This window comes from Rhodoferax sp. (assembly GCF_018780565.1).
Lineage (GTDB): Bacteria > Pseudomonadota > Gammaproteobacteria > Burkholderiales > Burkholderiaceae_C > Rhodoferax.
On sequence record NZ_JADMJN010000004.1, the window covers coordinates 74,482 to 100,587 of the forward strand.

Sequence of the window (26,106 nt, forward strand, 5' to 3'; positions counted from 1 at the left end):
TTCCAATCTTGGCGTGCACCGCAGCAAAATGAACTTGCATGACCGGGTTATCAAGGTGTTGCGCGCGAGTCGCGTCTTTGGGGCGCTCGACGAGTATGTCCGGGAGGATCTGGCGCGATGCCTTGCCTTTCAGGATGTACGCGGTGGGGCATTGGTCCTGCGGGAGGGGGAAGCGTCTGACAGCATGCTTTTTGTGGTCAGCGGCGGTCTTCGGGTATCCCGTCGGGACAAGGCTGGCGGCCTGAATCTGTACAACGAAATCCGTCCAGGTCAAAGTGTGGGAGAGGTTGGACTGATACTTCAGCAGTCGCGGACAGCGGACGTCACGGCGGTGCGTGATTCTTTGCTGGCCGTTTTGAATCGGGCCAGCTATGAAGCTTTGCTGGTGCGACATCCCCTGGCCCTGAACCGCGTCTTTGTGCAGACGATTTACGATTTCATGCGCCATGCCACCGCAGTGCAGGAGCGGCATGATGCCCAGACATTCGTGGTCGTTCCCTTGCACGAGGGTGCTGGGGCCGATGAAGTCGCGAATTCGCTGGTCAAGGCATTTGCTGCCCAGGGGCGGGTGCATCATCTGCGGCCTGCGGCGGGCAGAGCGCACGAAGTCGCGACCATGCCTGCGGCGCTTGAACCGGACGTGCACGACGACCTTGAAGACAGGTTTGATTTTCTGGTGTACGAGGCTGAAGCGAGTCCGTCGTCCTGGACGCGGCGCGCCTTCCGGCAGGCGGATCAGGTTATTTTTGTGGCCTCGGCGGGTGCATCAAACAGCATGGGCGAGTTGGAACGCCGACTCACCGAAGAGCCCGGCTTTCCCATGAAGCGTAAACATTTGGTATTGCTGCATCCGGCCACGGCCAGCACGCCTGATGGCGTCGCGGATTGGCGCAGTGTGCGTGAATTCGAACGAATCTATCCCCTGCGCAGACAGCACAACGGCGATTTTGCGCGCCTGGCGCGTTTTCTCACGGGTACGGCGGTGGGTGTGGTTCTTGGCGGAGGTGGTGCGCGCGGATTTGCGCACCTCGGGGTGCTGCGGGCCCTGGAAGAATCCGGCATACCGGTTGACCTGGTGGGTGGCAACAGCATGGGCGCTTTGATCGGTGCCCAATATGTTTGTGGCGTACCGCTGGATGAGATTCGGACACGCACGCAGAAGTTTGCAGCCGGGGGCGAGCGGCCGACTTTGCCTGTGATTTCCCTGGTTTCAGGTCGGCGGGTGGAGCGCGATCTGAAGCGCATGTTTGGCGACACCACGATTGACGATCTGTGGCGCCCATTTTTCGCAGCTGCCTGCAATTTGAGCAAGGGTGTCACGACGGTGCGGGACAGCGGCCCCTTGTGGCAGGCCGTTCTGGCCAGTAACTCTCCTGCAGGTCTTTTTCCGCCGGTGCTGGATCGTGGCGATTTGCTCGTCGACGGCGCGATTCTTGAGAACGTGCCCGTGGACGCCATGCGCATGCGCCTGGGGACACCGCTGGAGAAGCGCCGCGGCAACGGAACCATCATTGCCATTGATGTGGATGTGCGGGACAGCCTGAGTGCGGACCCTACCCTGAGTCGGCTGTCCGTCTGGAGCACGATCAAGGGGTATTTTTCACCCGATACGCATCCGTCACCCGGCATTGGAAATATTCTGTACAGCGCTGGACATATCGGGGGTGCCAATCAACGCGCGCGCACGATTGCGCAGGCTGATCACTATCTGGAACCCCCGGTGGCGGAATTTTCCCTCATGAGCTATCGTCGTGCGCAGGAAATCTCCGAAGTCGGTTACCGCTATGCCATGGAAAACATTGATCAATGGACTCACCTCAAAGCATCGCGGCAGGACACGAAAAACTGAGTTTGTCCCTGAGTCAGCATGAGGTCTGGCTCGATCAGCGTGCCTGGCCCGATAGCACGCACCTCAATATCGGCGGCGGTGCTTTTCTAAAAGGTCGGCTGAATCTGCCACTGTTTAGACAGGCACTGGCTCATCTGGTGGCCGAAAACGAGGCCTTGCGACTTGCTCCCTGTGCGGATGGCAGTCAATTGTTGCTGGCTCAGGTCGTGCCCGTGCTTGAAATTGTCGACCTGAGCAAGCTGCCGGATCCGATGGAGGCGATACGCGTCTGGTGGCAACGCCGTATTCGGGAGCCTTTTGCCCTGAATGGCTTGCCGCCCTGGCGTTTTGCCCTGTTGCATGCCGGTGAGGATTTGCATGGTTTGACCATCCAGTTCCATCACCTGGTGATGGACGGCTGGGGGACATCGCGGGTGATGCAACGCTGGAGCGAAATCTACAACGCGCTGCAGGCATCCAGTGAACTCCTGCCACTCGGGGAGCCCGGCTATCGCCAGTTCATCGAAGAGTCGAACAGCTATCGCCAGTCGAGCGCCTTTGCGCGCGATGCGGACTACTGGCGTGCGCAGATATCGGCCTTGCCGGCGCCGCTGATAGCGCGTCAGTACGCAACAGCAGGGGCCGCACAGTTGCCGCCGTCGCGGCTTTCGGTGCAGCGGATTTCCCGTGCCGACTACGCGCACCTGGAGCAATGCGCCAACGGGCTTGGCGCAACGCCTTTCAATTTTTTCCTGGCCGCGCTGGTTCTGTATTTTGCGCGGGTCAACCATTGCCAGGATGTTGTGATTGGCATCCCCAGCCTGAACCGGGGCGGAAGGCGTTTCAAGTCAACCCTGGGCATGTTTGTGGGGGTTCTGGCGCTGCAGGTGCGCATCGAACCCGGCATGACGGCCAGGGAGCTGCTTGGCGCGGCGGCAAGCGCCCTGCGGGGGGCATTGCGCCATCCGCGTTACCCCTTGAGCGAGCTTGGCCGCTCGTTGCAGTTGATTCGCTCGGGCCGTGACGGCCTGTTTGACGTTCTGCTTTCCTTTGAACGGCAGGACTACGACGTGTCGTTCGGCGATGCCCGGCTGCTTGATTCACGGCAGCTGTTCTCCGGCACCGCTCGTTACCCCTTGGGTGTGACCGTGTGCGAGTTTCACCCGCAGCAGGATCTGGAGCTGGTGCTGGACGCAAGCAGCGCCTGTTTTGCAGCGGGCGAAGCTGAACTGCTAGGCCGGCGATTGTGGCATCTGGTGGAGTCGTTCATGGCCAAACCGGATGAGCGGATCGAGGACGTGGGTATTCTGCCGCCCGAAGAGCAATGGGCTTTGATCGAAGGCTTGCACAAAGACATCGCTTGCCACGCAGTGACGCAGCCCTACATTGCGCTCTTTGAGCATCAGGTTGCCTTGCGCCCCGAGGCGATTGCGTTGGTGTGGGACGGCGGCAGCCTTGACTACGCTGCGCTGGACCGTCGCGCCACCCGGCTCGCCGGTCGCTTGGCGGTCCTGGGTGTGGCGCATGGCGCGATCGTGGCCCTGGCCATTGCGCGATCACCCGACATGGTGCTGGCGTTGCTGGCCATTGCCAAGGCGGGCGCTGCCTTTTTGCCATTGGACATGGATGCGCCCGTGGCACGTCTGGCCGAAATCCTCAAGGAAAGTGATGCCGCGGCCCTGCTGGTTCAAGCGCCGGGCGATGAGCGTTTGACCCAGCTTCATCACCGCACGGTGCTCATTGACTGGAATGACTCACCGCCGGATTCGATGCTTGCCCCCGAGATCGCAATGCGGGAGCGGCCGGCTCCGCAAGACCTGGCTTATGTGCTGTTCACATCAGGCTCGACCGGCAGGCCCAAGGGCGTGACGGTCGACTACGCCACCTTGTCGCGCCGCCTGGCGTGGCTTTCACGAGCCTTCGCCGTCAATTGGCGTGACCGGTCGGCGCAGGCGACCCAGCTAACATTCGACCCTTCGCTGATTGAAATCATCCTGCCGCTGATTCACGGGGCCAGTGTGGCTTTGCCAGCGCCCGGACGATTGTTGCCCGAGTCGCTGGCGGAGTTTGTCCTGCGTCACGGCGTCACCATCATGGCGTTTGTGCCTTCTACCCTGGCCCGTTTTCTGGATGCTGCGGGTCGCCGGCCCGAGCTCAGATTGCGCGTGGCCTGCTGCGGAGGCGAGGTACTTCCGCCCGAGCTGGCCAGTCGTTTCATCGTCGAAACGGGAGCGCACCTGTACAACGTCTACGGGCCGACCGAGACGGCCATTTTTGCCACCGCCTGGAAGTGCAGCGTCAATTCAGGCGATCAGGCTTTGCCCATTGGGCGACCGATTGACGACACGCGTATCTACGTCCTGGATACGGGCTTGCGGCCCTTGCCGCTGGGCATGGCGGGCGAAATATTCATTGGCGGCGATGCCATTGCGAAGGGCTATCTCCGCCGGGCTGAACTGAACCGGGAAGTTTTCCTGGACGATCCGTTTCGACCCGGTTCACGGATGTACCGGACCGGGGATCGGGGCTGGCTGGGCGTTGATGGCAATCTTCACTTCATCGGCCGACTCGATCGTCAGATCAAGCTGCGCGGTTACCGTATTGAGCTGGGTGAAATTGAAGCCGCGTGCATCGCGGTCGAAGGGGTAAGCCAGGCGGCGGCCAAACTGGTGACGCGTCGCGACAAAGCCATGATTCATGTGTGGGTCGCGGCACCCGGCGCCGTGAACACGGATAACCTGCAGCGGATATTGCGTGCGCGTTTGCCAGACTACATGATCCCTGGCAGCATCAGTGTTGTGCCCGTCATGCCTGAGAGCAGTGCTGGCAAGATTGACTATGCGGCCCTGCCGGAGCCTGAGTTGATGGTGCGCACGACGGTGGCGCGCACGACGACCACCGCGCTGGAACGTGATCTGCTGACCTTGTGGGAGAGCGTGCTTGAGCCGCGCCCGATCAGCATGGAGGACAACTTTTTTGACCTGGGAGGAGATTCTCTGGCGGCGGTCAGCATCCTGGCGGGGGTCGAAAAAAAACTGGGGCGCAAGGTGCCGATGTATTTGCTGACTGAAAATCCCACCATAGAGCGTCTCGCTGGCGCACTGGGGACGGCCGCCCCCTACTCCCCGGAGCTGATGATCCATCTGGGCAAACAGGTCGGGGGTCATGGGCGAGTGCCGCTTTACCTGGCGGCGTCCGGACATGGCGACTTGCTGCGCTTCCAGAACCTGGCACGGGCCTTGGGCAACACCTGCGATGCAGAAATGCTGCAGCCACCCATGGACCGGGTGGTCAAAACCGTGGCCGAACTGGCCGAACTGTATGCCAACTGCATTCAGGCCCAGGGCCGTGAGCCTGGTTTCCTGGCGGGCTTCTCGGTTGGAGGTATTGCTGCGCTGGAGACGGCCCGGCTGCTCAGGCAACGCGGCATCGGCGTGCGAGGGCTGGTGTTGATTGACACCATCTATCCCAAGGCTGTCTTCGGTGGCACAAGGTCCTGGCGCATGCTGGGCTGGCTGGTGCGCAATCTGCATGTGCAGGAATTGAGCATGAATGGCCGACGGCTGGGCGCCATGTTCAATGATCCGGGGCTGGTGGGACAGGTGATGGCTTTGAGTGACTATCGTCCTGTCGGCTTTGACGCGCCTACGCTGCTGATCAAGTCCTCAGGACTGGCGAGCTGGGATCGCTGGTTTTTTCGTCCCTGGCAGCGGCTCATTGCCGATCAACTTGCGCAGCGCCAGGTCGCGGGTTTGCATGGCTCCATTTTCGAGACTGGCAATGTCGGTGAGCTGGCTGCGGTGATGACCGAAGCACTGGGTTTGCCCCATGTCGATGGCGCATGACCGGCAAAAGCGCTTGCGTTTACGCCTGCTGTGGCTGCTGGCGGCGCTGGTCGTCCTGATCGGGCTGGCGGCGGCCTGGTCCTGGTCGCCTTTGCGGACCTGGCTTGACATGGACCTGATGGTGGCGAGCCTGCGGCGCGTGGGGCAGAGCTTCGGCTTTGTGGCGGCTGTGACAATTTTTGCGCTGGCGGTGGCCGCTGCCGTGCCCTTGATTTTTTTGACCCTGGTCTGCATCGTTGCTTTCGGTCCCTGGATCGGGGCTGCCTGCACCTTGCTGGGTGCCCTGGTCGGCGCGTGCCTCAGTTATGGACTGGGGAAGTATCTGGGGCGCGAAGCCCTGGAGCATTTCGGCGGCGCACGTGTCAATGCGCTCAGCCAGCAACTGGCCCGCCGCGGGGTGTTGGCCGTCATCGCGGTGCGCCTGGTGCCCGTGGCCCCCTTTGCCATTGTCAACATGATTGCGGGGGCGTCCCATATTCGGCTGCGGGATCTGCTGCTTGGGACTGCCGTGGGCATGACGCCGGGAACGGTGGCGATGATGATCTTCATGGAGCAGATCATGGTTGCCTTGAAACAACCGTCTGCAGGACGCATCTGGATGGTGGCGCTGACGCTGCTGCTGATCGTTCTGGGGGTCTGGGGTCTGCGCCGCTGGATGCGTCATTCCCGCGCACAATAAAAAGGTCAGCCACCATTCTGGGTGTGATCCATCTGCGCGGTGCTCATGGTGCCTCTTCCTGGGCGCAGGTCGCGCAAATGCAGGCCTTGCCGCGCGCGTGTTCGGGAATGCGCGACAGCAAGGCGGCCTCGAATTTGATCTGGCTGCACCAGCAGGGCGGCTGTTTCACGCCGGTAGTGCGTTCCACCTCCATGGCGCATTCGTTGGTTTGGCCGCACAGCGGGCACTGGTTGGGATCAGCGGGCAGGGCAACTTGCATGGGAACCTCCTTGGCTGTGAATGGCTGTATGGGCACAGTGTAGGCCGCGTAGGCGAAATGCCAAGAAAAAACGGCATCCGAAGATGCCGTTTTGATCGTGATTTGATACTGAATTGGCCCCTGGCCTTCGTATCTATTACCTGATTAGCTCCTGATTTGAGAGCAATCAGGCTTGGACTGCAGCCGCCTTCACCTTCAAGCGCCAGGCATGCAGCAGCGGCTCGGTATAGCCGCTGGGCTGGGCCAGACCCTTGAACACCAGATCGCAGGCCGCTTTGTAGGCCATGGATGTGTCAAAGTTGCCGGCCATGTTCTGGTACAGCGGGTCGCCGGCGTTCTGCTTGTCCACCACGGCGGCCATGCGTTCGAAGGTTTCCTTGACCTGGGCTTCTGTCACCACGCCATGGTGCAGCCAGTTGGCCATGTGCTGGCTGCTGATGCGCAGCGTGGCGCGGTCTTCCATCAGGCCGACGTTGTGGATGTCGGGCACCTTGGAGCAGCCTACGCCCTGGTCGATCCAGCGCACCACATAGCCCAGGATGCCCTGTGCGTTGTTGTCCAGCTCCTGCTGCTTTTCAGCATCGGTCCAGTTGGGGGTGGCGGTCACGGGAATAGTCAAAAGGCCGGTTAGCAGCGTGTCGCGTTCCTTGTCGGCATTGATTTTTTCCAGATCCTTTTGCACGTCGCTGACCAGCACCTGGTGGTAGTGCAGCGCATGCAGCGTGGCGCCGGTGGGGCTGGGCACCCAGGCGGTGTTGGCACCGGCGCGCGGGTGGCCAATCTTCTGCTCCATCATGGCCTTCATCAGGTCAGGCATGGCCCACATGCCCTTGCCGATCTGTGCCTTGCCGCGCAGGCCGCAGGACAAGCCCACCAGCACGTTGTTGCGCTCGTAGGCCTGGATCCAGGCGCTGGTCTTCATGTCGCCCTTGCGGATCATGGGGCCGGCCTGCATGGCGGTATGCATCTCGTCGCCGGTGCGGTCCAGGAAGCCGGTGTTGATGAAGGCGACGCGGCTTTGCGCCGCGGCAATGCAGGCTTTCAGGTTAACGCTAGTGCGGCGCTCTTCGTCCATGATGCCCAGCTTAACGGTGCTCTCATTCAGGCCCAGCATCTTTTCGACACGGCTGAACAGCTCGGCGGCAAAAGCCACTTCGGCCGGGCCGTGCATCTTGGGCTTGACGATGTAGACTGAGCCTTTGCGCGAGTTGCGGATGCTGTCCTTGGCGCTGCGCTTCAAGTCGTGCATGGCGATGGTGGTGGTGACCACCGCGTCCAGAATGCCTTCAGGAATCTCGCGTGTTTCGCCCTTTTTGTCGGTGTACAGGATGGCCGGGTTGGTCATCAGGTGGCCGACGTTGCGCACAAACATGAGGGAGCGGCCGTGCAGTGTGACGGGTTTGCCCTTGCCGCTTGGCGGGGTGTAGACGCGGTCGGCGTTCAGGCCACGGGTGAGTGTCTGGCCGCCCTTCTCAAAACTCTCGGTCAGGGTGCCTTGCAGGATGCCAAGCCAGTTGCTGTAGGCCAGCACCTTGTCATCTGCGTCCACCACGGCCACGGAATCTTCCAGGTCCAGAATGGTGGAGAGCGCCGCTTCCAGCACCAGGTCGCTGACACCGGCGGCGTCGCTGGCGCCGATCGGCGTAGCGCGGTTAATCTGGATGTCCAGGTGCAGGCCGTTGTGCTGCAGCAGCACGGATGAAGGCGCCTTGGCCTCACCCTGGAAGCCGACCAGCTGCGCCGCATTCAGCAGGCTGGTGGTGCCGCCGTCCTTGAGTTTGACGACCAGTTTGCCGTCTTTGATGCGGTAGCCCGTCGAGTCAATGTGCGAGCCCTTGCGCAGGGGGGCGGTGCGGTCCAGCACGTAGCGTGCGTATTCAATGACCTTGGCGCCGCGCTTGGGGTTGTAGCCTTTGCCTTTTTCGCAGCCATTGGCTTCAGAGATCACGTCGGTGCCATACAGCGCGTCGTACAAACTGCCCCAACGCGCATTGGCGGCGTTCAGGGCGTAGCGGGCGTTGAGCACGGGCACCACCAGTTGCGGGCCGGCCTGCACGGCAAGTTCCGCGTCTACCTTGGCAGTGGTGATGCGCACTTTTTTCGGGGCGGGAACCAGATAGCCAATCTTTTCCAGGAAGGCGCGGTAGTTGCTCATGTCCGAGGGCTTGGACGGATCACCTGCGGTGATGGGGCCCGGGTTGGCTTTGTGCCAGGTGTCCATTTCGGTCTGGAGGCGATCGCGCTCGGCCAGAAGGGCGATGTTTTTCGGTGCCAGATCAGCCACGATGGCGTCAAAGCCTTTCCAGAATTTGGCTGGGCTCAGACCAGTGCCTGGCAGGACACGGGTCTCAATGAACTGGTGCAGGGCGCTGGCAACTTGCAGGCGATGGGCGGGAATGCGTGTGGTCATGGTGTGCTCTTCAGAGGATTTTGTGTCGTTCAACACGAAGGGGCGTCGCTGCCCAGCAGGTGGGAGACAACAGCCTGACCCTTGAGTTTACTGAACATCCGCACGACTTTATTCGATACCTGTCAAGTGATTGACTTTCGATAAATCTATTTATCCCTGATAAAAACAGATGTAATCCATCAACAGCCGAGGTCCGAATCTGCTGGCTACGGTGCTGTCCGGGTGGGCGCAGGTACGGTGGTGCCCATGGAAAACAGTGTGTAACTCCCGTGTTGTGCCAAAGGCTTCAGCTGGGTTTGAGCTTCGGGCGGCAGCCTGGACACGTCGCTGGTTTTCACGGCCAAGTGTGCTGCTTGTTGCGTCAGGCGGGGCAGCAAATCGGCCGGTTGAGAGATCTGCTGCGCCTTGCCCTGGCTGTAGAACGCCGCAGAGTAAGGCCGCGCGGGATAAAAAAACAAGGGGCGCTGGTCGCCGTCAAAGGCCACATTGTGCGCGATCAGTCGCTTGGTGGTCTGCAGATCTTCGTCCTGCTTCAAATTCAGTACGCCGACGAAACCTGTAAATAGCAAAGTGCTCACGGCCAATCCGGACACCAGCAGGGAATTGATGCGCTGAGGTTCCTGACGGCGGCTCAACCAAGCCGCACCCAGCATGGCCAGCGCGGGCAGCGCGGGCAGCACATAGGTCCAGAGAATATTGCCGGCGAACGTGAAAAATACCAGCGGCGCCAGGCTCCATAGGGCCAGATAGCGCTGCAAAGGCACCTCGTCGCGGGCTGGCGTGGCTGGCTCCAGGGCCTTTTTTGCGGCGGCTCGGTGCCAGCGCCACCAAGCCACGGGAACCAGCACGGACCAGGGCAGCGAGGCAATCCAGGCATACGCCCAGATGCTGCCCCGGCGCGCCGAGTGTGCCCCGCCATAGCGGTCGCCCGCCCAGCCGGGCGTCACGAAGCGGTGCCAGTGCTCACCGAGCAAAAAATAATCCAGAAAACCAGGCGTTCGAGCTTCCGCAGCAAGATACCAGGGGCCGGCGAGCAGCAGGGTCAGCAAGGTGCCGCCAACCCACGGCAATTTGCGCCAGACCGGCAGCAGCTGCCGGCTCCAGAGGGTCCACAGGCCCAAGGGCAAGCCGGCCAGCACCAGCACCAGGGGCCCTTTGGCCAGCAGGCCAATGGCGAGACCGAGAAAAAACAGCCAGCCCTCGCGCTGTTGCTGGTCTTCGTCACCGTGCAGGCCCAGCCAGAAGCCGCGCATTGTCAGGGTGGTGCCCAGCACCAGAACCATGTCGGTCATGACAGCGCCCGCCGCAACAAGCATCAGGCTGCAGCCCGCGAGCAAGGCGATGGCTGTCAGTGCCTCTTGGCGTGCGTGTCGTCTGGCCCAGTTCCATACCAACCAGCCGACCCCCAGTGCCGCGAGAAAGTGGGGCAGGCGCGCAGCAAACTCGTTGACGCCCAAGGCGCCAAAGCTCGCCGCCGTGGCCCAGAAGGACAGCGGCGGCTTGCCCCAGAACGGGATGTTGGTGTCGTACCAGGGTGTGATCCAGTCGCCCAGAGAAAACATCACACGGGCAATTTCAGCGTAGCGCGCCTCGGTCTTGTCCATCAGCGGGTAGAGCCCCAGGCTGATCAGGCGCACCCCCAGCAAAACCGCGATCATCCATCCGACAAGGGTTTCGCTCGATGCTTCGCTGCGCGCCATCCCCTTGCTCATGCCGATGGGTCTGCGGCCAGGAGGGCGGGCTGGTAGGCGTCCAGCAGATAGACGGGACGCCGCTTGGACTCCAGGTACATGCGCCCAACGTATTCGCCCATGATGCCGATCGCCATCAATTGAAGTCCGCCCAGCAGGAGCACAAATTCGATCAGCGTCGGAAAGCCTTTGACGGGATCACCCCAGATATAGGTCTTCACCAGGAAGTAGAGGGCGTACACGAATGCGCCGAAGGCACTTGCAAACCCGATGTAGGACGCGATTCGCAGTGGCACGGTCGAAAACGAGGTCACACCCTCCAGCGCGAAGTTCCACAGCTTCCAGTAGGGCCACTTGCTGTCGCCGGCAGCCCTGGCCTGACGGTGGTATTCCAGGGTTACCTGGGAGAAGCCAATCCAGGCGAACAGGCCTTTCATGAAGCGGTTGGACTCGGGCAGACGGTTCAGTGCGTCCACGGCACGTCGGCTGAACAAACGAAAATCCCCGACATCGCTGGGGATGGATACGTCGCTGAGCCGGTTGATGATGCGGTAGAAAAAGTGGGCTGTGGCTTTTTTGATCATCGTTTCGCCATCCCGTCCGGTGCGTCGCATGTTGACGACGTCTGCGCCAGTGCGCCAGGCGTCGAGCATGCGGGGGATCAGTTCGGGCGGGTCCTGCAAATCCACATCCAGGATGATGACGGCCTCACCCCGGGCCATTTCAAGGCCCGCGGTCATGGCGCGCTCTTTGCCGAAGTTGCGGCTGAGGCGGGCGACCCCGACTTGCGGGCAGGCCTGCCGAAGGCCTTCAAGCACCTGTCGCGAGCTGTCGGTGCTGCCATCGTCAACGTAAATGATTTCATGAACACCGGGGCACGACGCCAAAACCTGGATCAATCGCGCATGAAATTGTGCAATGACAGCCTCTTCATTGAAGATCGGTACGATGACGCTGAGCTGGCAGATGGGGGTGACGGGCGCTGGGCGTGTCGCGGGCGCATGGCCTGCCAACACGTTGATGTCAATGGGCATGAAACCTCCGGAATTTTTTGCTTTTTTGTTTTGTGCGAGGCCTGTATTGTGGCAATCCCGGAGGGAAATTGCCTGCGGGAATCGTTGAAACAGGTAAAGAAAAGCAAAGCCGTGCAGGTCGACGAATCCATGATGTCGAAGACGCACGGCACCTTGGATTTAAAAAAGTGGACGTAATAATTGAGTTTTCCGATTGATTTTTTACAAAATTGCCGGTAATCTTGATCGGTGGACAAGTTCAAACAGCTCGAATCCTTTGTATCGATTGCCGTTCGCGGTAGTCTGACCGCTGCTGCGAATGCGGAGGGTGTGGCCCCGGCCATCATGGGGCGCCGGCTTGATGCACTGGAAGAACGGTTGGGCGTGAAGTTGCTGGTGCGCACCACCCGTCGCATCAGCCTGACGCACGAAGGCAGCGCGTTTCTGGAGGATTGCCAGCGTTTGCTGGCCGATGTGGCCAATGCCGAGGCCAGTGTTTCTGCGGGCGGCGTGAAAGCCAGTGGGCACCTGCGCATCACTGCGCCTGCGGGTTTCGGACGTCGGCATGTGGCGCCCCTGGTGCCGCGTTTTCGTGAATTGCACAGCGACGTCACCATTTCCCTGAACCTGAGTGATCGCGTGGTCGATTTGGGTGCCGAGGGCTTTGACTGCGCTGTCCGGGTCGGTGATATGCCGGACTCGTCCCTGGTGAGTGTGCGCCTGGCAGACAATCGCCGTTTGTGCGTGGCCACACCCGGCTATCTGAAGCACCACGGCATGCCCGCTCATCCCAATGATCTGTCCCGGTTTGACTGTCTCACTTTGTCCAGCGACGCCTCCCAGAGCCGGGGCTGGGCATTCCAGATACCGCAGGGCAAGGGCGGGGAGCTGATGTACCTCAAACCCGGTGGCCCGTTGAATTGTTCGGATGGACAGGTGTTGCATGACTGGTGTCTGAGTGGCTACGGCATTGCCTGGCGCAGCACCTGGGAGGTCGAGGCGGAAATCGCGAGCGGCGCGTTGGTGGCGGTACTGGAAGACTTCGCGGCACCGCCCAACGGCATCTATGCGGTATTTCCCCACGCCAAACACCTGCCCCTGCGGGTGCGCTTGTGGATTGACTTCTTGAAGCACCATTTCAGCCAGGCCGGATTCTGGCGGGCGCAACCATGACGCGCCAGCAAGTGGACTCGAAAGGCGTGATCTTGTGCGCCGATGACTTTGCGGTGCATGCCAGTGCGTCCCTCGGCATTGCCAAGCTGGCGACCATGAGGCGCATCAGCGCGACCAGCGTCATGGTCCTGTCGCCACGCTGGCCCCGGGACGTGGCCCTGTTGCAAGACCTGCGAGGGCGCATCGATGTGGGTCTGCACCTGGACTGGACCAGTGAATTTGCCCTGTCGGCCGGGCATGGCATGTCGCTGGGTTCGGCTATGCTCAAGGCGGTACTGGGTGGTTTTGACGTCGGTGCGGCGCGTGGCGTGATCGAGCGCCAGCTGGATGCCTTCGAGGCGCAGTGGCAGGCAGCGCCAGACTATGTGGATGGCCATCAGCACGTGCAGCAGTTCGCGGGCATTCGGGACGCTTTGGTCCAGGTGTTGTCCAGGCGCTACGGCGAGCGCAAGCCTTACCTGCGGATTTCGCGTGCCCCACGTGGGGCGGTTGACCTGAAAAGTCGCGTGATCGCGGCGATGGGTGCATCCGCTCTTGAAAATATAGCAATGAATTCAGATATCACGAGATCTCCTGGCCTGTTGGGTATCTATGATTTTTCGGGGAACGAGCTCCGGTATGCCGGACAGATGGCGCACTGGCTGAATGTTGCGCCTGCAGGCAGCATCATCATGTGCCACCCGGCGCAGGCCGCAGAGCCGCAGGACGCCATCGGTGTGGCCCGCGCGCAGGAGTTTTCCTATTTGTCGGGCGCCGACTTTCCTGCAGCGCTGACCCGGGCCGGGGTGCGGTTGGTGCGGGGTGGCCGCTAAAATCCGGCGGTGAATACCTCCCTGACTGAACAAAAAAAATCCTGGTTGATCCTGGCCGGACTCTGGCTCGTGTTGCTGACGCTGGCTGTATTGAGGCCTCTGGCAGTGCCCGACGAAGGCCGCTACGGCGAAATCGGACGCTGGATGCTGGAAAGCGGAGACTGGCTCACGCCGCGTCTCAACGGCATTCCCTTCTTTCACAAGCCGCCGTACCTGTACTGGCTGGAGGCCATGTCGGTGGCCACCTTGGGCACCCATGAACTGGCCTTGCGCCTGATTCCGGCACTGCATGTGGGCCTGATGCTGGTGGCCCTGTATGTTTCGGCCAGGATCATCAGCACCGAGCAGATTGCCCGGCGTGCGGCCATGATGCTGGGCACGAGCCTGACTTTCCTGATTGGCGGCCAGTACGTGAACCACGACATGCTGGTGGCTTCATGGATTGGCGTGGCCATATGGTGCTTTGCGTTTGCATTCATGGCGGGCGACAGGCCCCACGCCACGCTGGCCCGCGTGGGCTTCATCGCCTGTGCCATGGGCATGCTCAGCAAGGGCTTGATCGGTATCGCCCTGCCCGGCCTGGTGATCTTCATCTGGCTGTTGTGGACGCGCCAGTTCAAAAAAGTGCTCTACCTGCCGTGGCTCAGTGGCCTGACCCTGTTTGCCTTGATTGCGCTGCCGTGGTTTGTCATTGCCCAGCAGAAGTACCCGCAGCTGTTTGATTACATGTTCATCAACCAGCATTTCAAGCGCTACACCGCCACCAGTTACAACAACCCCCAGCCCTGGTGGTTCTATCTCCTGACGCTGGTGCTTCTGATGTTTCCCTGGGTGTTTTTTGCACTCAACCAGGTCCGCCGGTCGGCGCATCGCGCTCTTGGCGCTGCGCTGCCGATGAGCAGGGCGTGGTGGAGCCTGTGCTGGATCTGGGTCGTGGCCATCATGGTCTTTTTCTCGATTCCCAATTCCAAGCTGGTGGGCTATGTGCTGCCGGTGATGCCGGCGCTGGCATTGCTGTCGGCGCTGGGCTGGGAGCGGACTCTGGGCCATCGAAGCTTTTCAGGCAAGCTGTTCGCGGGCTTGTGCGTGCTCAACCTCGGGATCGCGCTCACCCTGGTTCTCAAGGTCGGTGATGTGACCCGTACCGGGCGCGCACAGGATGTTGCGCAGGCGCTGGCTTGTGCGGCCAGACCCTCCGACACCGTCTACGTGGCGGGAGCGTTCCCCTACGACCTTCCTTTTTACGCGCAAACGAGCAAACCCATGGTGGTGCTGGGCGAATGGGCCGCATGGCGCAAAGCGGTGGGAGATGGCTGGCAGCGCGAATTGTTTGAAGGCGCAGATTTTGACGCGCACGCTGCCCGGGTTTTGCAGTCGCCTTCGGAGTTGGCCAAGGCAGGGGCTGTGCCGGGCAACTGGTTTGTCACGCAGCGCGGCAACCCGGTTGCCGAAGGCGTGACCGGCTGGAAACTTTTCTACGAGGGGGCGGGCTGGGTGTTGTACCAGTCCGTGACGACATCAGCGGCGGAAGGCCCAAAATCGGCTGAGCACAAAGGTTTGCCCGGCTGCAAAAACCAGCGCCACGAATAGCGCCGCCAGCGAGGGCGCCCCCAGCCCGCGCCAGAGCAGCATGAAGACGAGTTCATTGCTGACAAAGCCCGCCAGGGCGGTCACGATAAACCGGCCCAGACTGGTGCCAACGCTGGTGCCGGCATCCTTGAAGCTCAAAAGCCGGTGTCCGGCAAAGCTGACAAAGAAGGCAATACAAAACCCCAGCGCATTGGCCACTTCAGGGAGCATGCGATGCTGAAAAAACGCAAATACCAGCATGTGCGTCAGTGCCGCACTGCCTCCCACCGCCAGAAACCAAAAAGTCGAGGCGTTCAAAGCAGGGAGGATTCCTGTTGCCGGGACTGGGAATCCTCGCTATTGCCGGCATAAGTTTGCGTCGTCAGGCCATGGCCTTGGCGCTGGCTGATGAGGTAGGCCGGGCGCTGTTTCACTTCCTCGTAAATGCGACCTACATACTCGGCCAGTACGCCGATGGAGAGGAGTTGAATGCCGCTGAAAAACATCATGCCGACCACGATGGTGGCGTAACCCGGAACGGCGATGCCGGTGTAGAAATATTCGATCACCACCCAGGCGCCGTAGCCCAGGGCCACAGCAGACAACACCAAGCCCACCAGCGTCAGAGCACGCAGGGGGGCAATGGAGAATGCCAGAATGCCAGTCAGTGCCAGCGAAAGCGATCCGCGCAAACCAAAGTTGCTGCGGCCATCGGCGCGCGGCAAAGGCTGGTAGTCAATGGCCGTGCTGTTGAATCCGACCCAGGCGTACAGGCCCTTCATGAAGCGGTTGCGCTCGGGCAGTCTTTTCAGGGCGTCGACCACCTTGCGGTCCATCAGCCGGAAGTCGCCCGCATTGGCCGGGATCTTCACCCGGTTGCCAAAGTTGACCAGTTTGTAAAACAGCCCGGTCAGACTGACCTGCAGCCCCGACTGGTCGTCGCGGGTCTTGCGAACGGCGTACACCACGTCCGCACCTGCGCGCCACTTTTGCAGCATCTCCGGCAGCAGTGCCACGGGATGCTGACCGTCGGCGTCCATCAGGATCACCACTTCGCCCCGGGTCGCGTCAATGCCGGCCGTCAGTGCGGGTTCCTTGCCAAAGTTGCGTGAAAGCTTCAGGTAGACGACCTCCCGGTGTGCCGCGCACAGGGTTTGCATGACCTGCGTGGTGTCGTCGCGGCTCCCATCATCCACGACGATCAACTCGATGTGGTCGCTCATGGTGGCGAGCGTTGTCAGGATGTGGGGGATCACCACGCCCAGATTGCGCGCTTCGTTGAAGGCCGGGATGACGCAGGAAATGGAGGAGGGTCGGTCAGAACGGGAAATCATGGTCGCATCATGCCAAAAGAAAACCCCGCCGGGCGGAACCGGCGGGGTTTTTGGGGTCGAGTCTTATTTTTTCGCGGCGGGTGCCGCGGCTGCCGGCTTGGCCGCTGCTTCAGGTTTGGCTCCAGCCTTCTCGTCGGCCTGGCACTTCTTCATGAAGCTGGTCTTGGCGGCACCCGCGAGTTTCTTGTCTGCGGCAACGGTTTCACAGGATGGGGCGGCTGCAGGGCCGGCCTTCTCATCGGCCATGCATTTCTTGATGTGGCTGGCTTTGGCGGCACCTGCGAGCTTTTTGTCCGCGGCAGACTTTTCGCATACGGGGCTTGTGGTCGCGGCGGCTCCGGCCGCATCGGCCACGCATTTCTTCTCGAAACTTGCCTTGGCCGCACCGGCCAGCTTCTTTTCCGCAGCCTTGGCGGCGCAATCTGCGCCGGCATCCGCTGCGTGAGCTACGCCAAAGGTCATCGTCAAGCCAAGGGCAAGGAGTGTCAGTAGCTTCTTCATGGTGTTTCCTGAAAAAATATGGTTGGGTGAGGCGAATGCCGGGGTGAATTCCAGCACATAACGCCCTGATTGGCAAACTGGCTGACACGGCGTGCCTGCCGTCCTGCTCGGGCGTCACGGGCGTCCCTCGTAAAATCAGCCCATGTTGTCTGTAAAAATTGAATTGCTCGAAGCCCTGGCGCAAGCGCTGGAAACCCTGTCTCCTGGCGCCGGCGCCAAAGCGGCCTTTGAATCGCCCAAGGTGGCCGCCCATGGCGATCTGGCCACCACGGCCGCCATGCAACTCGCCAAACCGCTCAAACTCAACCCCCGGCAGCTGGCCGAGAGCCTGCGCACGGCCTTGCTGGGCAACCCGGCGTTTCAAGCCTGGGTGGATGCGGTCGATATTGCCGGTCCGGGTTTCATCAATATCAAGCTCAAGCCTTCGGCAAAGCAGCAGGTGCTGCGGGAGGTGCTGTCGCAGGCATCCCAGTTTGGCTACCAGCCCAGTACGGGGCATCGCATGCTGGTCGAGTTTGTCTCTGCCAACCCCACGGGCCCCTTGCATGTGGGCCATGGTCGTCAGGCTGCGCTGGGAGACGCCATCTGTAATTTGTACGCGAGCCAGGGCTGGGACGTTTACCGCGAGTTCTATTACAACGATGCCGGTGTGCAGATCAACACCCTGGCCCACAGCACGCAATTGCGCGCCAAAGGTTTCAAGCCGGGAGATGACTGCTGGCCGACCGATCCGGACAACCCGCTGAGCAAAGGCTTTTACAACGGCGACTACATTGCCGACATTGCTGCCGACTTCCTCGCCAAAAAGACGGTTCGCTCCGATGACCGTGAGTTCACTGCATCGGGCGATGTGGATGCGCTGGACGATATCCGTCTGTTTGCCGTGGCCTACCTGCGCCATGAGCAGGACCTGGACCTGAAGGCTTTTTCCGTCAAGTTTGACAACTACTATCTTGAAAGCAGTCTTTACCTCAGCGGCAAGGTAGATGATGCCGTGAAGAAGCTGCACGATGCAGGCAAGACTTATGAGCATGACGGCGCCCTGTGGCTCAAGTCCACCGAGTACGGCGATGACAAGGACCGCGTCATGCGCAAGGGTGACGGCACTTACACCTACTTTGTGCCGGACGTGGCCTACCACATCACCAAATGGGAACGCGGCTTCGAGAAGGTCGTCAACATCCAGGGTACCGATCACCACGGCACCATTGCCCGGGTGCGTGCGGGTCTGCAGGCTGCCGGTGTCGGCATTCCTCAAGGTTACCCGGACTATGTGCTGCACACCATGGTGCGGGTGGTGCGGGGGGGAGAAGAAGTCAAGATTTCCAAGCGCGCAGGCAGCTATGTCACGCTGCGCGACCTGATCGAGTGGACCAGCAAGGATGCGGTGCGCTTCTTCCTGCTGAGCCGCAAGCCAGACACCGAGTACACCTTCGATGTGGACCTGGCGGTGGCCAAGAACAATGACAACCCGGTGTACTACGTGCAGTACGCCCATGCCCGGATCTGCTCCGTGCTGGCGGCCTGGCGTGAGAAAGACGGTGGCGACGTGGCGAGCCTGGGTCAGGCCGACCTGACGCCTTTGGAAAGCCCGCAAGCCCAGGCCCTGATGCTGCTGCTGGCCAAATACCCCGAGATGCTCACGGCCGCCGCAGTGGATTTCGCGCCACATGATGTAACTTTTTACCTGCGCGAACTCGCTGCCAGCTACCACAGCTATTACGATGCAGAGCGTATTCTGGTGGAAGACGAGGTCGTGAAACGCGCTCGTCTGGCGCTGGTCGCCGCCACGGCGCAGGTGCTGCACAACGGCCTGGCTGTGCTGGGCGTCAGTGCACCGCAAAAAATGTAATTCAAGTCTTTTAAGGTCAATGCATGGACAAGCAGCGCGGTGGAACCTTTTTGGGGTTTGTGATTGGGGTGGTGGTGGGCCTTGGGGCAGCATTGGCGGTAGCCGTTTACGTCACCAAAGTGCCGATCCCGTTTGTCAACAAGGGTCAAAGCCGTACGGCTGACCAGGATGCGGCGGAGACCAAAAAGAACAAGGACTGGGACCCCAACACGCCTTTGTACGGCAAGAACCCGGCCAAGCCAGCAGCGGCTGCCCCTGCCTCAGCCGCCTCCGCACCCAAGCCGGCGACTGACGCGCCGCCGGCTGCCCTCCCTGCGGCCAAAGCCGAATCCAAGCCTGCGGTGACGGCAGATCCTCTGGGTGATCTGGTCAAGTCCCGTTCGGCCGGCGCGGTGGTGGAACCGTTCTCCTACTTTGTGCAGGTGGGTGCCTTTCGCACCCCCGAAGATGCCGAAACCCAGCGCGCCAAGCTTTCCCTCAGCGGCGTGGAGGCCAAGGTGTCCGAGCGCGAACAATCCGGTCGCCTGGTCTATCGTGTGCGTGTCGGCCCGTTTGACAAAAAAGACGACGCCGACAAAGTCAAGGAAAAGCTCGACGCTGCCGGGCTGGAGACGGCATTGGTTCGGGTGCAGCGCTAGCGCGCCCCGCGGGCAGGGGTGAACTTTTTGAAACCGACTCGGTCCGACTGATTTAACTGGAGTTTTTGCATATGAAGCGACGTGATTTTTCTGTGGCCTGCGGTGCTGTTGTTGCGGGTTCTGCATTTGTTCAATCCACGGCGCTGGCGCAGGGCAAGTCCCCGGAGTCTGGCGTTGACTATCTGAGCCTGGACAAACGTGTCACCGTCGATGCGCCAGCCGGGAAAATCGAGATCATCGAGTTCTTCTGGTACAGCTGCCCGCATTGCCATGCCTTTGAGCCTGCCTTCGATGCCTGGAGCAAACGCGCCCCCAAAGATCTGGTGGTGAGGCGGATACCTGTTTCCTTCCGGGATGATTTTGTGCCCCAGCAGCGCCTGTTTTATGCCCTGGAAGCCATGGGTTTGCTGGACAAGCTCCATGCCAAGGTGTTTGCGGCCATCCACACCGAGAAGCAGAACCTGACCAAGGGCGAGGCGATTGTCGACTGGGTGGCCAAGCAGGGCGTCGACAAAGCCAAATTCCTGGAGCAATTCAATTCGTTCTCGGTCTCTGCCAAGGCGACGCGCGGGACGCAGTTGCAAAACGCCTACAAGGTTGAAGGTGTTCCTGCGCTGGGCGTGGCCGGACGCTTTTATACCGATGGCACGCTGGCCAAAAACATGGACCGGGCACTGCAAATTGTGGAGTTTCTCGCCGCAGGGATTCGCAAAGGGCAATGAATCTGGCGCTTTAAAGCCTTTGTTCGACCCCTTTGAGGGGTCGAGCTGTTTCTGATCGTTACAATGAAACGGCAAGACTTTAATGCAAGATTCGTGCCCTTATGAAATCATCCTTTTTCCACCTGCTTCTCGTTGTGGTTGTGACCCTGTTCGGGGGAGCCGCCAGCGCTGAAAAAGCCGACCGCAACAAGCCCATGAACGTGGAGTCGGATGCCTTGCGCTACGACGACCTGAAGCAGACCAGTATCTTCACCGGGCGGGTGGTCCTGACCAAGGGGACCATCCTCATCCGGGGTGCCAGGGTCGAGGTTCGTCAAGATGCGGAGGGCTACCAGTTCGGCGTCGTGACCGCCGAGGCGGGCAAGCTGGCTTACTACCGGCAAAAGCGGGAAGGACTGGACGAGTTCATTGAAGGTGAGGGCGAGACGATTGAATACGACGGTCGCGCCGACACCGTCAAATTCATCAAGAAAGCACAGTTGCGTCGCTACCGGGGCGCCACGCTGAACGATGAGATGACCGGTGGCGTGATTCTTTACGACAACATCACGGATGTGTTCACCATCGACGGTGGGGCGGCCAAGGGGTCCCCGAGCGCGCCGGGTGGCCGGGTGCGGGCGATGCTCACCCCCAAGCCGGACAATACGGCGGCACCGGCCAATCCTGCTTCGCCGGCCCCCGTCTTGCGCGCTACCCCTGCCTTGGGAGGGGAGAAGAAGTGACCCAGACCCCGTTGGCGGGTGACACGGCATCACGCGCCCAGGCTTCGCCACAGGAAAGTCGGCTCGAAGCCAGTCACCTTCAGAAGTTTTATGGCAGTCGCAAGGCGGTCAAGGATGTGTCCCTGGTGGTTCGCAAGGGCGAGATCGTGGGTTTGCTGGGTCCCAATGGCGCGGGCAAGACCACTTCGTTCTACATGATCGTGGGCTTGGTCCATGCCAGTGCGGGTGACATCACGATTGATGGCGAGTCGGTGGAGCACATGCCCATCCATCGGCGTGCACGGCTGGGTTTGAGTTATTTGCCGCAGGAAGCCTCGATTTTTCGCAAACTCAATGTGGAAGACAATGTGCGCGCGGTGCTGGAGTTGCAGCGCGACGACCATGGCAAGCCACTGGCCAAGGCCGAAATCGAAACGCGGTTGACGGCTTTGCTGCGGGATTTGAGGGTGGATCACCTGCGCGAGACACCCGCGCTGGCTTTGTCGGGCGGCGAGCGACGCAGGGTTGAGATTGCCCGCGCGCTGGCCACCCAGCCACGCTTTATCCTGCTTGACGAACCGTTTGCCGGCATTGACCCGATTGCCGTGATCGAAATCCAGCGCATCATCAGCTTCCTGAAGAACCGGGGTATCGGGGTGCTGATCACCGACCACAACGTGCGCGAAACCCTGGGCATTTGTGACCATGCCTACATCATCAGCGATGGCCGGGTTTTGGCACAGGGAACACCTGCCGAGATCGTCAACGACGCCGAGGTGCGCCGCGTGTACCTCGGAGAACATTTCAAGATGTAAAGATGGCCCATGCTTGTGACTTCGTCGCTCTTCGAGAACAGTACATGTACCGCGCTGCGCTCGCGCTTGCCACGATGGTGACCCGATGAAGCAAGGTCTTTCCCTTCGGGTTTCGCAGCACCTGGCGCTCACGCCGCAGTTGCAGCAGTCCATCCGGCTGCTGCAGTTGTCCACGCTGGAGCTCAGCCAGGAGGTTGACCAGATGCTGGATGAAAACCCGTTTCTGGAGCTGGGTAGTGACGAGCCGCTGCGCGAAGAATTCGGCGTGACAAGCGCCGACGCGCCAGTTCGCAACGATGACATCGAGGCCGAGTCCGCTACAAATACCGTAGCTGATTATGCAATGGAGACGAAGACTTCTGGCGAAAATGATACTGAGGTAACACCGCTCTCCGCCGATGATGGGCAGAGTTGGGAGGGCGACGGCAGCGCCAGCATCGCGCCCGATGACAGCGAGTGGGGCGGCGACGCCAAGGCGCATGCCAACAACCTCAACGGCAATGAAGATGCTGATGTGACCGAGATGGCACGCAGCCAGGAAACCCTGCAAAGCTACCTGCATCGCCAGGCGCTCGCCTTGCGCCTGGGGCCTGAGGATCAGATGGCCCTGCGTTTCCTGATTGAGTCCCTGAATGACGATGGCTACCTGGAAGACTCGTTGAGCGCGCTGGCCGAGGGGCTGGCCGGCACCGATGCGGAGCAGGTCGAGCAACTCGTGCACCACTTTACCGTGGCCCTGCGCCTGCTGCAGAGCCTGGAGCCCGCTGGCGTGGGCGCGCGCGACCTGGCCGAGTGCCTGAGCCTGCAGTTGCAGGCCCTGCTGCAGCCGGTGAAACGCGACCCCATCCAAAAGGCGACCCACAAGCTGATCGAGATTGCACTGCGGATTTGCGCCCACCCCATGGATTTGCTGGCCCGGCGCGATGTCAAACGGCTGGTGCAGCTGTGTGGCGCGACGGACTCCGCCATACGCGAAGCCATCACGCTCATCGGGCGCCTGGAGCCCAAGCCGGGGCGACGCTTTGTGGATGTGGAGCGCAACATCGTGGTGCCGGATGTGCTGGTGGTCCAGGTCGGCAAGGGCGCCCAAGCCAAATTCCAGGTGCGCCTCAACACCGATGTCATGCCGCGCCTGAAGGTGCACGACATCTATGCCAATGCGCTGCGCCAGCACAAGGGCGGTGGCAACGATGCTGCCAGCTACGCGGCCCTGCAGCAGCGCTTGCAGGAGGCGCGCTGGTTCATCAAAAATATCCAGCAGCGCTTTGACACCATCCTGCGCGTCAGCAATGCCATCGTCGAGCGGCAAAAAAGCTTTTTCATGCACGGCGAGCTGGCCATGCGTCCGCTGGTGCTGCGCGAGATCGCGGACGAGCTGGGCCTGCACGAATCCACCATCAGCCGGGTGACCACGGCCAAGTACATGGCCACGCCGTATGGCACCTATGAGCTCAAGTACTTTTTTGGCTCCGGCCTGGGCACCGAGTCCGGGGGCAATGCGTCCAGTACGGCGGTGCGGGCACTGATCAAGCAATTCATCAGCGCCGAGAGCGAGAAAAAGCCGCTCAGCGACAACCAGATTTCCGAGATGCTCAAAGAGCAGGGCATCGAGTGCGCCCGCCGCACGGTGGCCAAATACCGTGAGGGGCTGCGCATTGCCCCCGCATCCCTGAGAAAAGCCTTGTGAACCAACTTCAATTATTTTTGCCCTGCGCCGCCGGCGTGGAAGACTACCTGGCGCCCGAAGTGCTGCGCATCACCGGCTTGCCGCCAGGCTGCGTGACCAAGCAGCGCGGGGGCGTGGCCGTACGCACCTCGCTGGCGCATGCGATGCTGCTGAACCTGTACAGCCGCTTGGCGCAACGCGTGCTGGTGCTGCTGTCCTACACCGAGTACCGCAGCGAGCAGGACCTGTACCGCGCCGCCAGCGAGGTGGCGTGGGAACGCTGGTTCACGCCGCGTGAAAGTATCAAGGTTGAGGTGACGGCGCAGCACAGTCCGCTGACCTCGCTCAACTTTGCGGCGCTCAAGATCAAGGACGCGGTGTGCGACCGTTTCCGCGCCGTGGCCAATGGCGTGCGCCCGGACGTCAACACCCAGTGGCCCGATGCCCGCATCTACACCCACCTGACCACCGACAGCTGCTCGCTGTACCTGGACACCTCGGGCGAGCCGCTGTTCAAGCGCGGCTGGCGCGAGGACAAGGGCGACGCGCCCTTGAAGGAAACGCTGGCTGCGGCCATGATTGCGGCCAGCGGCTGGGCCGATGGCGAGGATGACCTACTGCCGCTGTACGACCCCTGCTGCGGCAGCGGCACCGTGGTGATTGAAGCCGCCCAGATTGCCTGCAACATTGCCGCTGGTAGCCGCCGCCGCTTTGCTTTCGAGAAATATCTGCCGTTTCGCCGCGCCGAATGGGAGGCGATGAAAAAGGAAGCGGCTGAATCGGAAGTGGTGCGCGAGCCGGGGCAGAAGCCGATCATTTTCGGCAGCGATGTGGCGCACCGCATGGTGGACTTTGCCCAGCGCAATGCGCAGCGCGCCGGTGTGGCCGATGTGATCGAATTTCGCGGGGGCGATGCCCTGCAGCGCATGCCGCCCACCGAAGTACCGGGTGTGATGCTGCTGAACCCGCCCTATGGCGAGCGTATCGAGGTGGCGGGTGTCGCAGGCATGAGCAAATCTGGCGCGCACCGGGACATGGACTATGAGCAGGACGAACCGGTGGGCCGCTTTGGCGCACGCGAGCTGGCCCACACCGAAGATGGCGGCGAGTTTTTCAGCCAGCTGGCTACGCACTGGAAGAAAAACTATTCTGGCTGGACTGCCTGGGTGCTGACACCCGACCTCAAGCTGCCCGGCAAGATGCGCCTGAAAGAATCACGCCGCGTGCCGATGTGGAATGGCCCGATCGAGTGCCGCATGTTCCGCTTTGACATGGTGAAAGGTTCGGCGCGGGTGAAATGATCGTCCTTGACACCAACATCGTCCTGGACACGTTTGTTTTCAATGATCCTGCCACGCAGCCATTGAAGCTGGCGCTGGTCTCCAGACAAATCCAGTGGATGGCAACGCAGCCCATGCGGGATGAACTGGAGCGGGTGCTGACCTACCCGAAGATTCTGGCCCGCATGAATTTTTACCAGCTGGTCGCCGCCGACGTGCTGTGCCAGCTCGATGGGCTGGCCAGGATGGTGGACGTGGCAGCCAAGGCCAGCGTGACCTGCACCGACCCCGACGACCAGAAGTTCATTGACCTGGCGGTCGCGCTGAAAGCGCCCTTGCTGAGCAAGGATCGCGCCGTTTTATGCATGGCCAAACGGCTTCTAGCCCTTGAGGTTCGGGCCTGCTCTGCTATTGATTTTGCAGTTTGAAGCTGTTGGCGCTGGCCACTGGCCAGCTTTGGCGGTAGATGATGGACAGGCTGCTCAGGTCGTCTTTCAGCAAGGCGCCCGCAGGTAGCTGCGTCAAGATCAGCTGCGCCAGTGACTTCACCTTGCGGTCGGCCGTGCGACGCACGATGTGGTGCGCCGTGATGTCCTGAGGGTGCTCCACGCCGATGGCCTGCACCATTTCCTTGAGCGCATGCAGGGTCTGCTGGTGAAAGTTGAAGACCCGCTCTGCCTTGTCCGGTACCACCAGCGACTGCTGACGCAGTGGGTCCTGGGTGGTCACGCCGGTTGGGCACTGCCCGGTGTGGCAGTGCTGCGCCTGAATGCAGCCCAGCGCAAACATGAAGCCGCGCGCACTGTTGCACCAGTCGGCCCCCAGTGCCATCAGGCGTGCGATGTCAAATGCGCTGACCACCTTGCCGGCGCAACCAATCTTGACCCGGTCGCGCAGCCCGACGCCGCGCAGCGTGTTGTGCACCAGCAGCAAGCCTTCCTGCAGGGGCGAACCCACATGGTCGGTGAACTCCAGCGGAGCGGCACCGGTGCCGCCCTCGGCGCCGTCCACCACAATGAAGTCAGGCGTGATGCCGGTGGCCAGCATCGCCTTGACCATGGCGAACCATTCCCAGGGATGCCCGATGCACAGCTTGAAGCCGGTCGGCTTGCCACCCGACAATTCGCGCAGCCGGGCGATGAATTGCATCATCTCGACGGGCGTGCTGAAGGCGCTGTGCGAAGCCGGTGAGATGCAGTCCACGCCCACGGGCACCCCGCGTGCAGCGGCGATCTCCGCCGTGACCTTGGGGCCCGGCAACATGCCGCCGTGGCCCGGCTTGGCGCCCTGGCTGAGCTTGAGCTCGATCATCTTGACC

22 protein-coding genes are annotated in these 26,106 nt (G+C 61.3%); 14 read left to right on the forward strand and 8 right to left on the reverse strand.

The window, feature by feature from the left end; translation table 11 throughout:
• The first annotated feature begins 28 nt into the window (after nucleotides 1-28).
• Genes IV109_RS07380 through IV109_RS07390 form a run of 3 tightly spaced genes read left to right on the forward strand, consistent with a single transcriptional unit; the run spans nucleotide 29 to nucleotide 6,352 of the window.
• The gene (locus tag IV109_RS07380; RefSeq protein WP_296694454.1) at nucleotides 29-1,849 is read left to right on the forward strand and encodes a patatin-like phospholipase family protein; all 1,821 of its coding nucleotides are present in this window, start codon (nucleotides 29-31) and stop codon (nucleotides 1,847-1,849) included.
• Entirely contained in the window at nucleotides 1,807-5,673 is a 3,867-nt protein-coding gene (locus IV109_RS07385; RefSeq protein ID WP_296694456.1) for an amino acid adenylation domain-containing protein, read from the forward strand. Before IV109_RS07380 ends, IV109_RS07385 begins: the two co-directional genes overlap by 43 nt.
• Nucleotides 5,657-6,352, forward strand: coding sequence for a VTT domain-containing protein (locus IV109_RS07390; protein ID WP_296694459.1), 696 nt, complete (start codon nucleotides 5,657-5,659; stop codon nucleotides 6,350-6,352). The genes IV109_RS07385 and IV109_RS07390 overlap by 17 nt, the downstream gene beginning before the upstream one ends.
• 43 nt (nucleotides 6,353-6,395) lie before the next feature.
• Here the strand turns inward: IV109_RS07390 and IV109_RS07395 are convergent, their stop codons facing one another.
• The 4 genes from IV109_RS07395 to IV109_RS07410 all read right to left on the reverse strand — a co-directional run bounded on the left by IV109_RS07395 (nucleotide 6,396) and on the right by IV109_RS07410 (nucleotide 11,746).
• The gene (locus IV109_RS07395) at nucleotides 6,396-6,611 is read right to left on the reverse strand and encodes a cysteine-rich CWC family protein (protein WP_296694460.1); all 216 of its coding nucleotides are present in this window, start codon (nucleotides 6,609-6,611) and stop codon (nucleotides 6,396-6,398) included.
• A 166-nt stretch (nucleotides 6,612-6,777) separates the two neighbouring features.
• The gene (locus IV109_RS07400) at nucleotides 6,778-9,021 is read right to left on the reverse strand and encodes a malate synthase G (RefSeq protein WP_296694462.1); all 2,244 of its coding nucleotides are present in this window, start codon (nucleotides 9,019-9,021) and stop codon (nucleotides 6,778-6,780) included.
• Between the two features lie 206 nt (nucleotides 9,022-9,227).
• Entirely contained in the window at nucleotides 9,228-10,733 is a 1,506-nt protein-coding gene (locus tag IV109_RS07405) for a glycosyltransferase family 39 protein (RefSeq protein WP_296694464.1), read from the reverse strand.
• On the reverse strand, nucleotides 10,730-11,746 hold the full coding sequence (locus tag IV109_RS07410) for a glycosyltransferase family 2 protein (protein WP_296694465.1): 1,017 nt from the start codon (nucleotides 11,744-11,746) through the stop codon (nucleotides 10,730-10,732). Before IV109_RS07410 ends, IV109_RS07405 begins: the two co-directional genes overlap by 4 nt.
• A gap of 228 nt (nucleotides 11,747-11,974) precedes the next feature.
• On the opposite strand from IV109_RS07410, the gene IV109_RS07415 reads away from it, so the two are divergent.
• Genes IV109_RS07415 through IV109_RS07425 form a run of 3 tightly spaced genes read left to right on the forward strand, consistent with a single transcriptional unit; the run spans nucleotide 11,975 to nucleotide 15,300 of the window.
• Nucleotides 11,975-12,898, forward strand: coding sequence for a LysR family transcriptional regulator (locus IV109_RS07415; RefSeq protein WP_296694466.1), 924 nt, complete (start codon nucleotides 11,975-11,977; stop codon nucleotides 12,896-12,898).
• Nucleotides 12,895-13,710 (forward strand): ChbG/HpnK family deacetylase, encoded by an 816-nt coding sequence (locus tag IV109_RS07420; protein ID WP_296694467.1) that lies wholly within the window; start codon nucleotides 12,895-12,897, stop codon nucleotides 13,708-13,710. The genes IV109_RS07415 and IV109_RS07420 overlap by 4 nt, the downstream gene beginning before the upstream one ends.
• Before the next feature lie 9 nt (nucleotides 13,711-13,719).
• Nucleotides 13,720-15,300, forward strand: a complete 1,581-nt coding sequence (locus IV109_RS07425; protein ID WP_296694470.1) for a glycosyltransferase family 39 protein — start codon at nucleotides 13,720-13,722, stop codon at nucleotides 15,298-15,300.
• Here IV109_RS07425 and IV109_RS07430 read toward each other — a convergent pair.
• From IV109_RS07430 to IV109_RS07440, 3 genes are all read right to left on the reverse strand, one after another.
• A complete protein-coding gene (locus IV109_RS07430) occupies nucleotides 15,229-15,597 on the reverse strand; it encodes a GtrA family protein (RefSeq protein WP_296694471.1) in 369 nt (122 codons plus the stop codon). The two genes, IV109_RS07425 and IV109_RS07430, sit on opposite strands and share 72 nt — an antisense overlap.
• Nucleotides 15,594-16,613 (reverse strand): glycosyltransferase family 2 protein, encoded by a 1,020-nt coding sequence (locus IV109_RS07435; RefSeq protein WP_296694472.1) that lies wholly within the window; start codon nucleotides 16,611-16,613, stop codon nucleotides 15,594-15,596. The genes IV109_RS07430 and IV109_RS07435 overlap by 4 nt, the downstream gene beginning before the upstream one ends.
• A gap of 63 nt (nucleotides 16,614-16,676) precedes the next feature.
• Entirely contained in the window at nucleotides 16,677-17,114 is a 438-nt protein-coding gene (locus IV109_RS07440; RefSeq protein ID WP_296694474.1) for a hypothetical protein, read from the reverse strand.
• A gap of 142 nt (nucleotides 17,115-17,256) precedes the next feature.
• Here IV109_RS07440 and argS point away from each other — a divergent pair, with 142 nt between their 5' ends.
• From argS to IV109_RS07480, 8 genes are all read left to right on the forward strand, one after another.
• Nucleotides 17,257-18,966, forward strand: coding sequence for an arginine--tRNA ligase (argS, locus tag IV109_RS07445; protein ID WP_296694476.1), 1,710 nt, complete (start codon nucleotides 17,257-17,259; stop codon nucleotides 18,964-18,966).
• Nucleotides 18,967-18,989: 23 nt separating this feature from the next.
• Nucleotides 18,990-19,604 carry an SPOR domain-containing protein gene (locus IV109_RS07450; RefSeq protein ID WP_296694477.1) on the forward strand — a complete coding sequence of 205 codons (615 nt, stop codon included), beginning with the start codon at nucleotides 18,990-18,992 and terminating at the stop codon, nucleotides 19,602-19,604.
• 71 nt (nucleotides 19,605-19,675) lie between these two features.
• On the forward strand, nucleotides 19,676-20,326 hold the full coding sequence (locus IV109_RS07455; protein WP_296694478.1) for a thiol:disulfide interchange protein DsbA/DsbL: 651 nt from the start codon (nucleotides 19,676-19,678) through the stop codon (nucleotides 20,324-20,326).
• A 101-nt stretch (nucleotides 20,327-20,427) separates the two neighbouring features.
• On the forward strand, nucleotides 20,428-21,048 hold the full coding sequence (gene lptA, locus IV109_RS07460) for a lipopolysaccharide transport periplasmic protein LptA (protein ID WP_296694480.1): 621 nt from the start codon (nucleotides 20,428-20,430) through the stop codon (nucleotides 21,046-21,048).
• Entirely contained in the window at nucleotides 21,045-21,842 is a 798-nt protein-coding gene (gene lptB / locus IV109_RS07465; RefSeq protein WP_296694481.1) for an LPS export ABC transporter ATP-binding protein, read from the forward strand. Before lptA ends, lptB begins: the two co-directional genes overlap by 4 nt.
• 85 nt (nucleotides 21,843-21,927) lie before the next feature.
• Nucleotides 21,928-23,529, forward strand: coding sequence for an RNA polymerase factor sigma-54 (rpoN, locus tag IV109_RS07470; RefSeq protein ID WP_296694483.1), 1,602 nt, complete (start codon nucleotides 21,928-21,930; stop codon nucleotides 23,527-23,529).
• The gene (locus tag IV109_RS07475; protein WP_296694485.1) at nucleotides 23,526-24,809 is read left to right on the forward strand and encodes a class I SAM-dependent RNA methyltransferase; all 1,284 of its coding nucleotides are present in this window, start codon (nucleotides 23,526-23,528) and stop codon (nucleotides 24,807-24,809) included. Before rpoN ends, IV109_RS07475 begins: the two co-directional genes overlap by 4 nt.
• The gene (locus tag IV109_RS07480; RefSeq protein ID WP_296694487.1) at nucleotides 24,806-25,216 is read left to right on the forward strand and encodes a putative toxin-antitoxin system toxin component, PIN family; all 411 of its coding nucleotides are present in this window, start codon (nucleotides 24,806-24,808) and stop codon (nucleotides 25,214-25,216) included. Before IV109_RS07475 ends, IV109_RS07480 begins: the two co-directional genes overlap by 4 nt.
• Here the strand turns inward: IV109_RS07480 and IV109_RS07485 are convergent.
• Nucleotides 25,197-26,106, reverse strand: a 910-nt coding sequence (locus IV109_RS07485) for an FMN-binding glutamate synthase family protein (RefSeq protein WP_296694489.1), incomplete at its 5' end; no start/stop codon positions are given. The two genes, IV109_RS07480 and IV109_RS07485, sit on opposite strands and share 20 nt — an antisense overlap.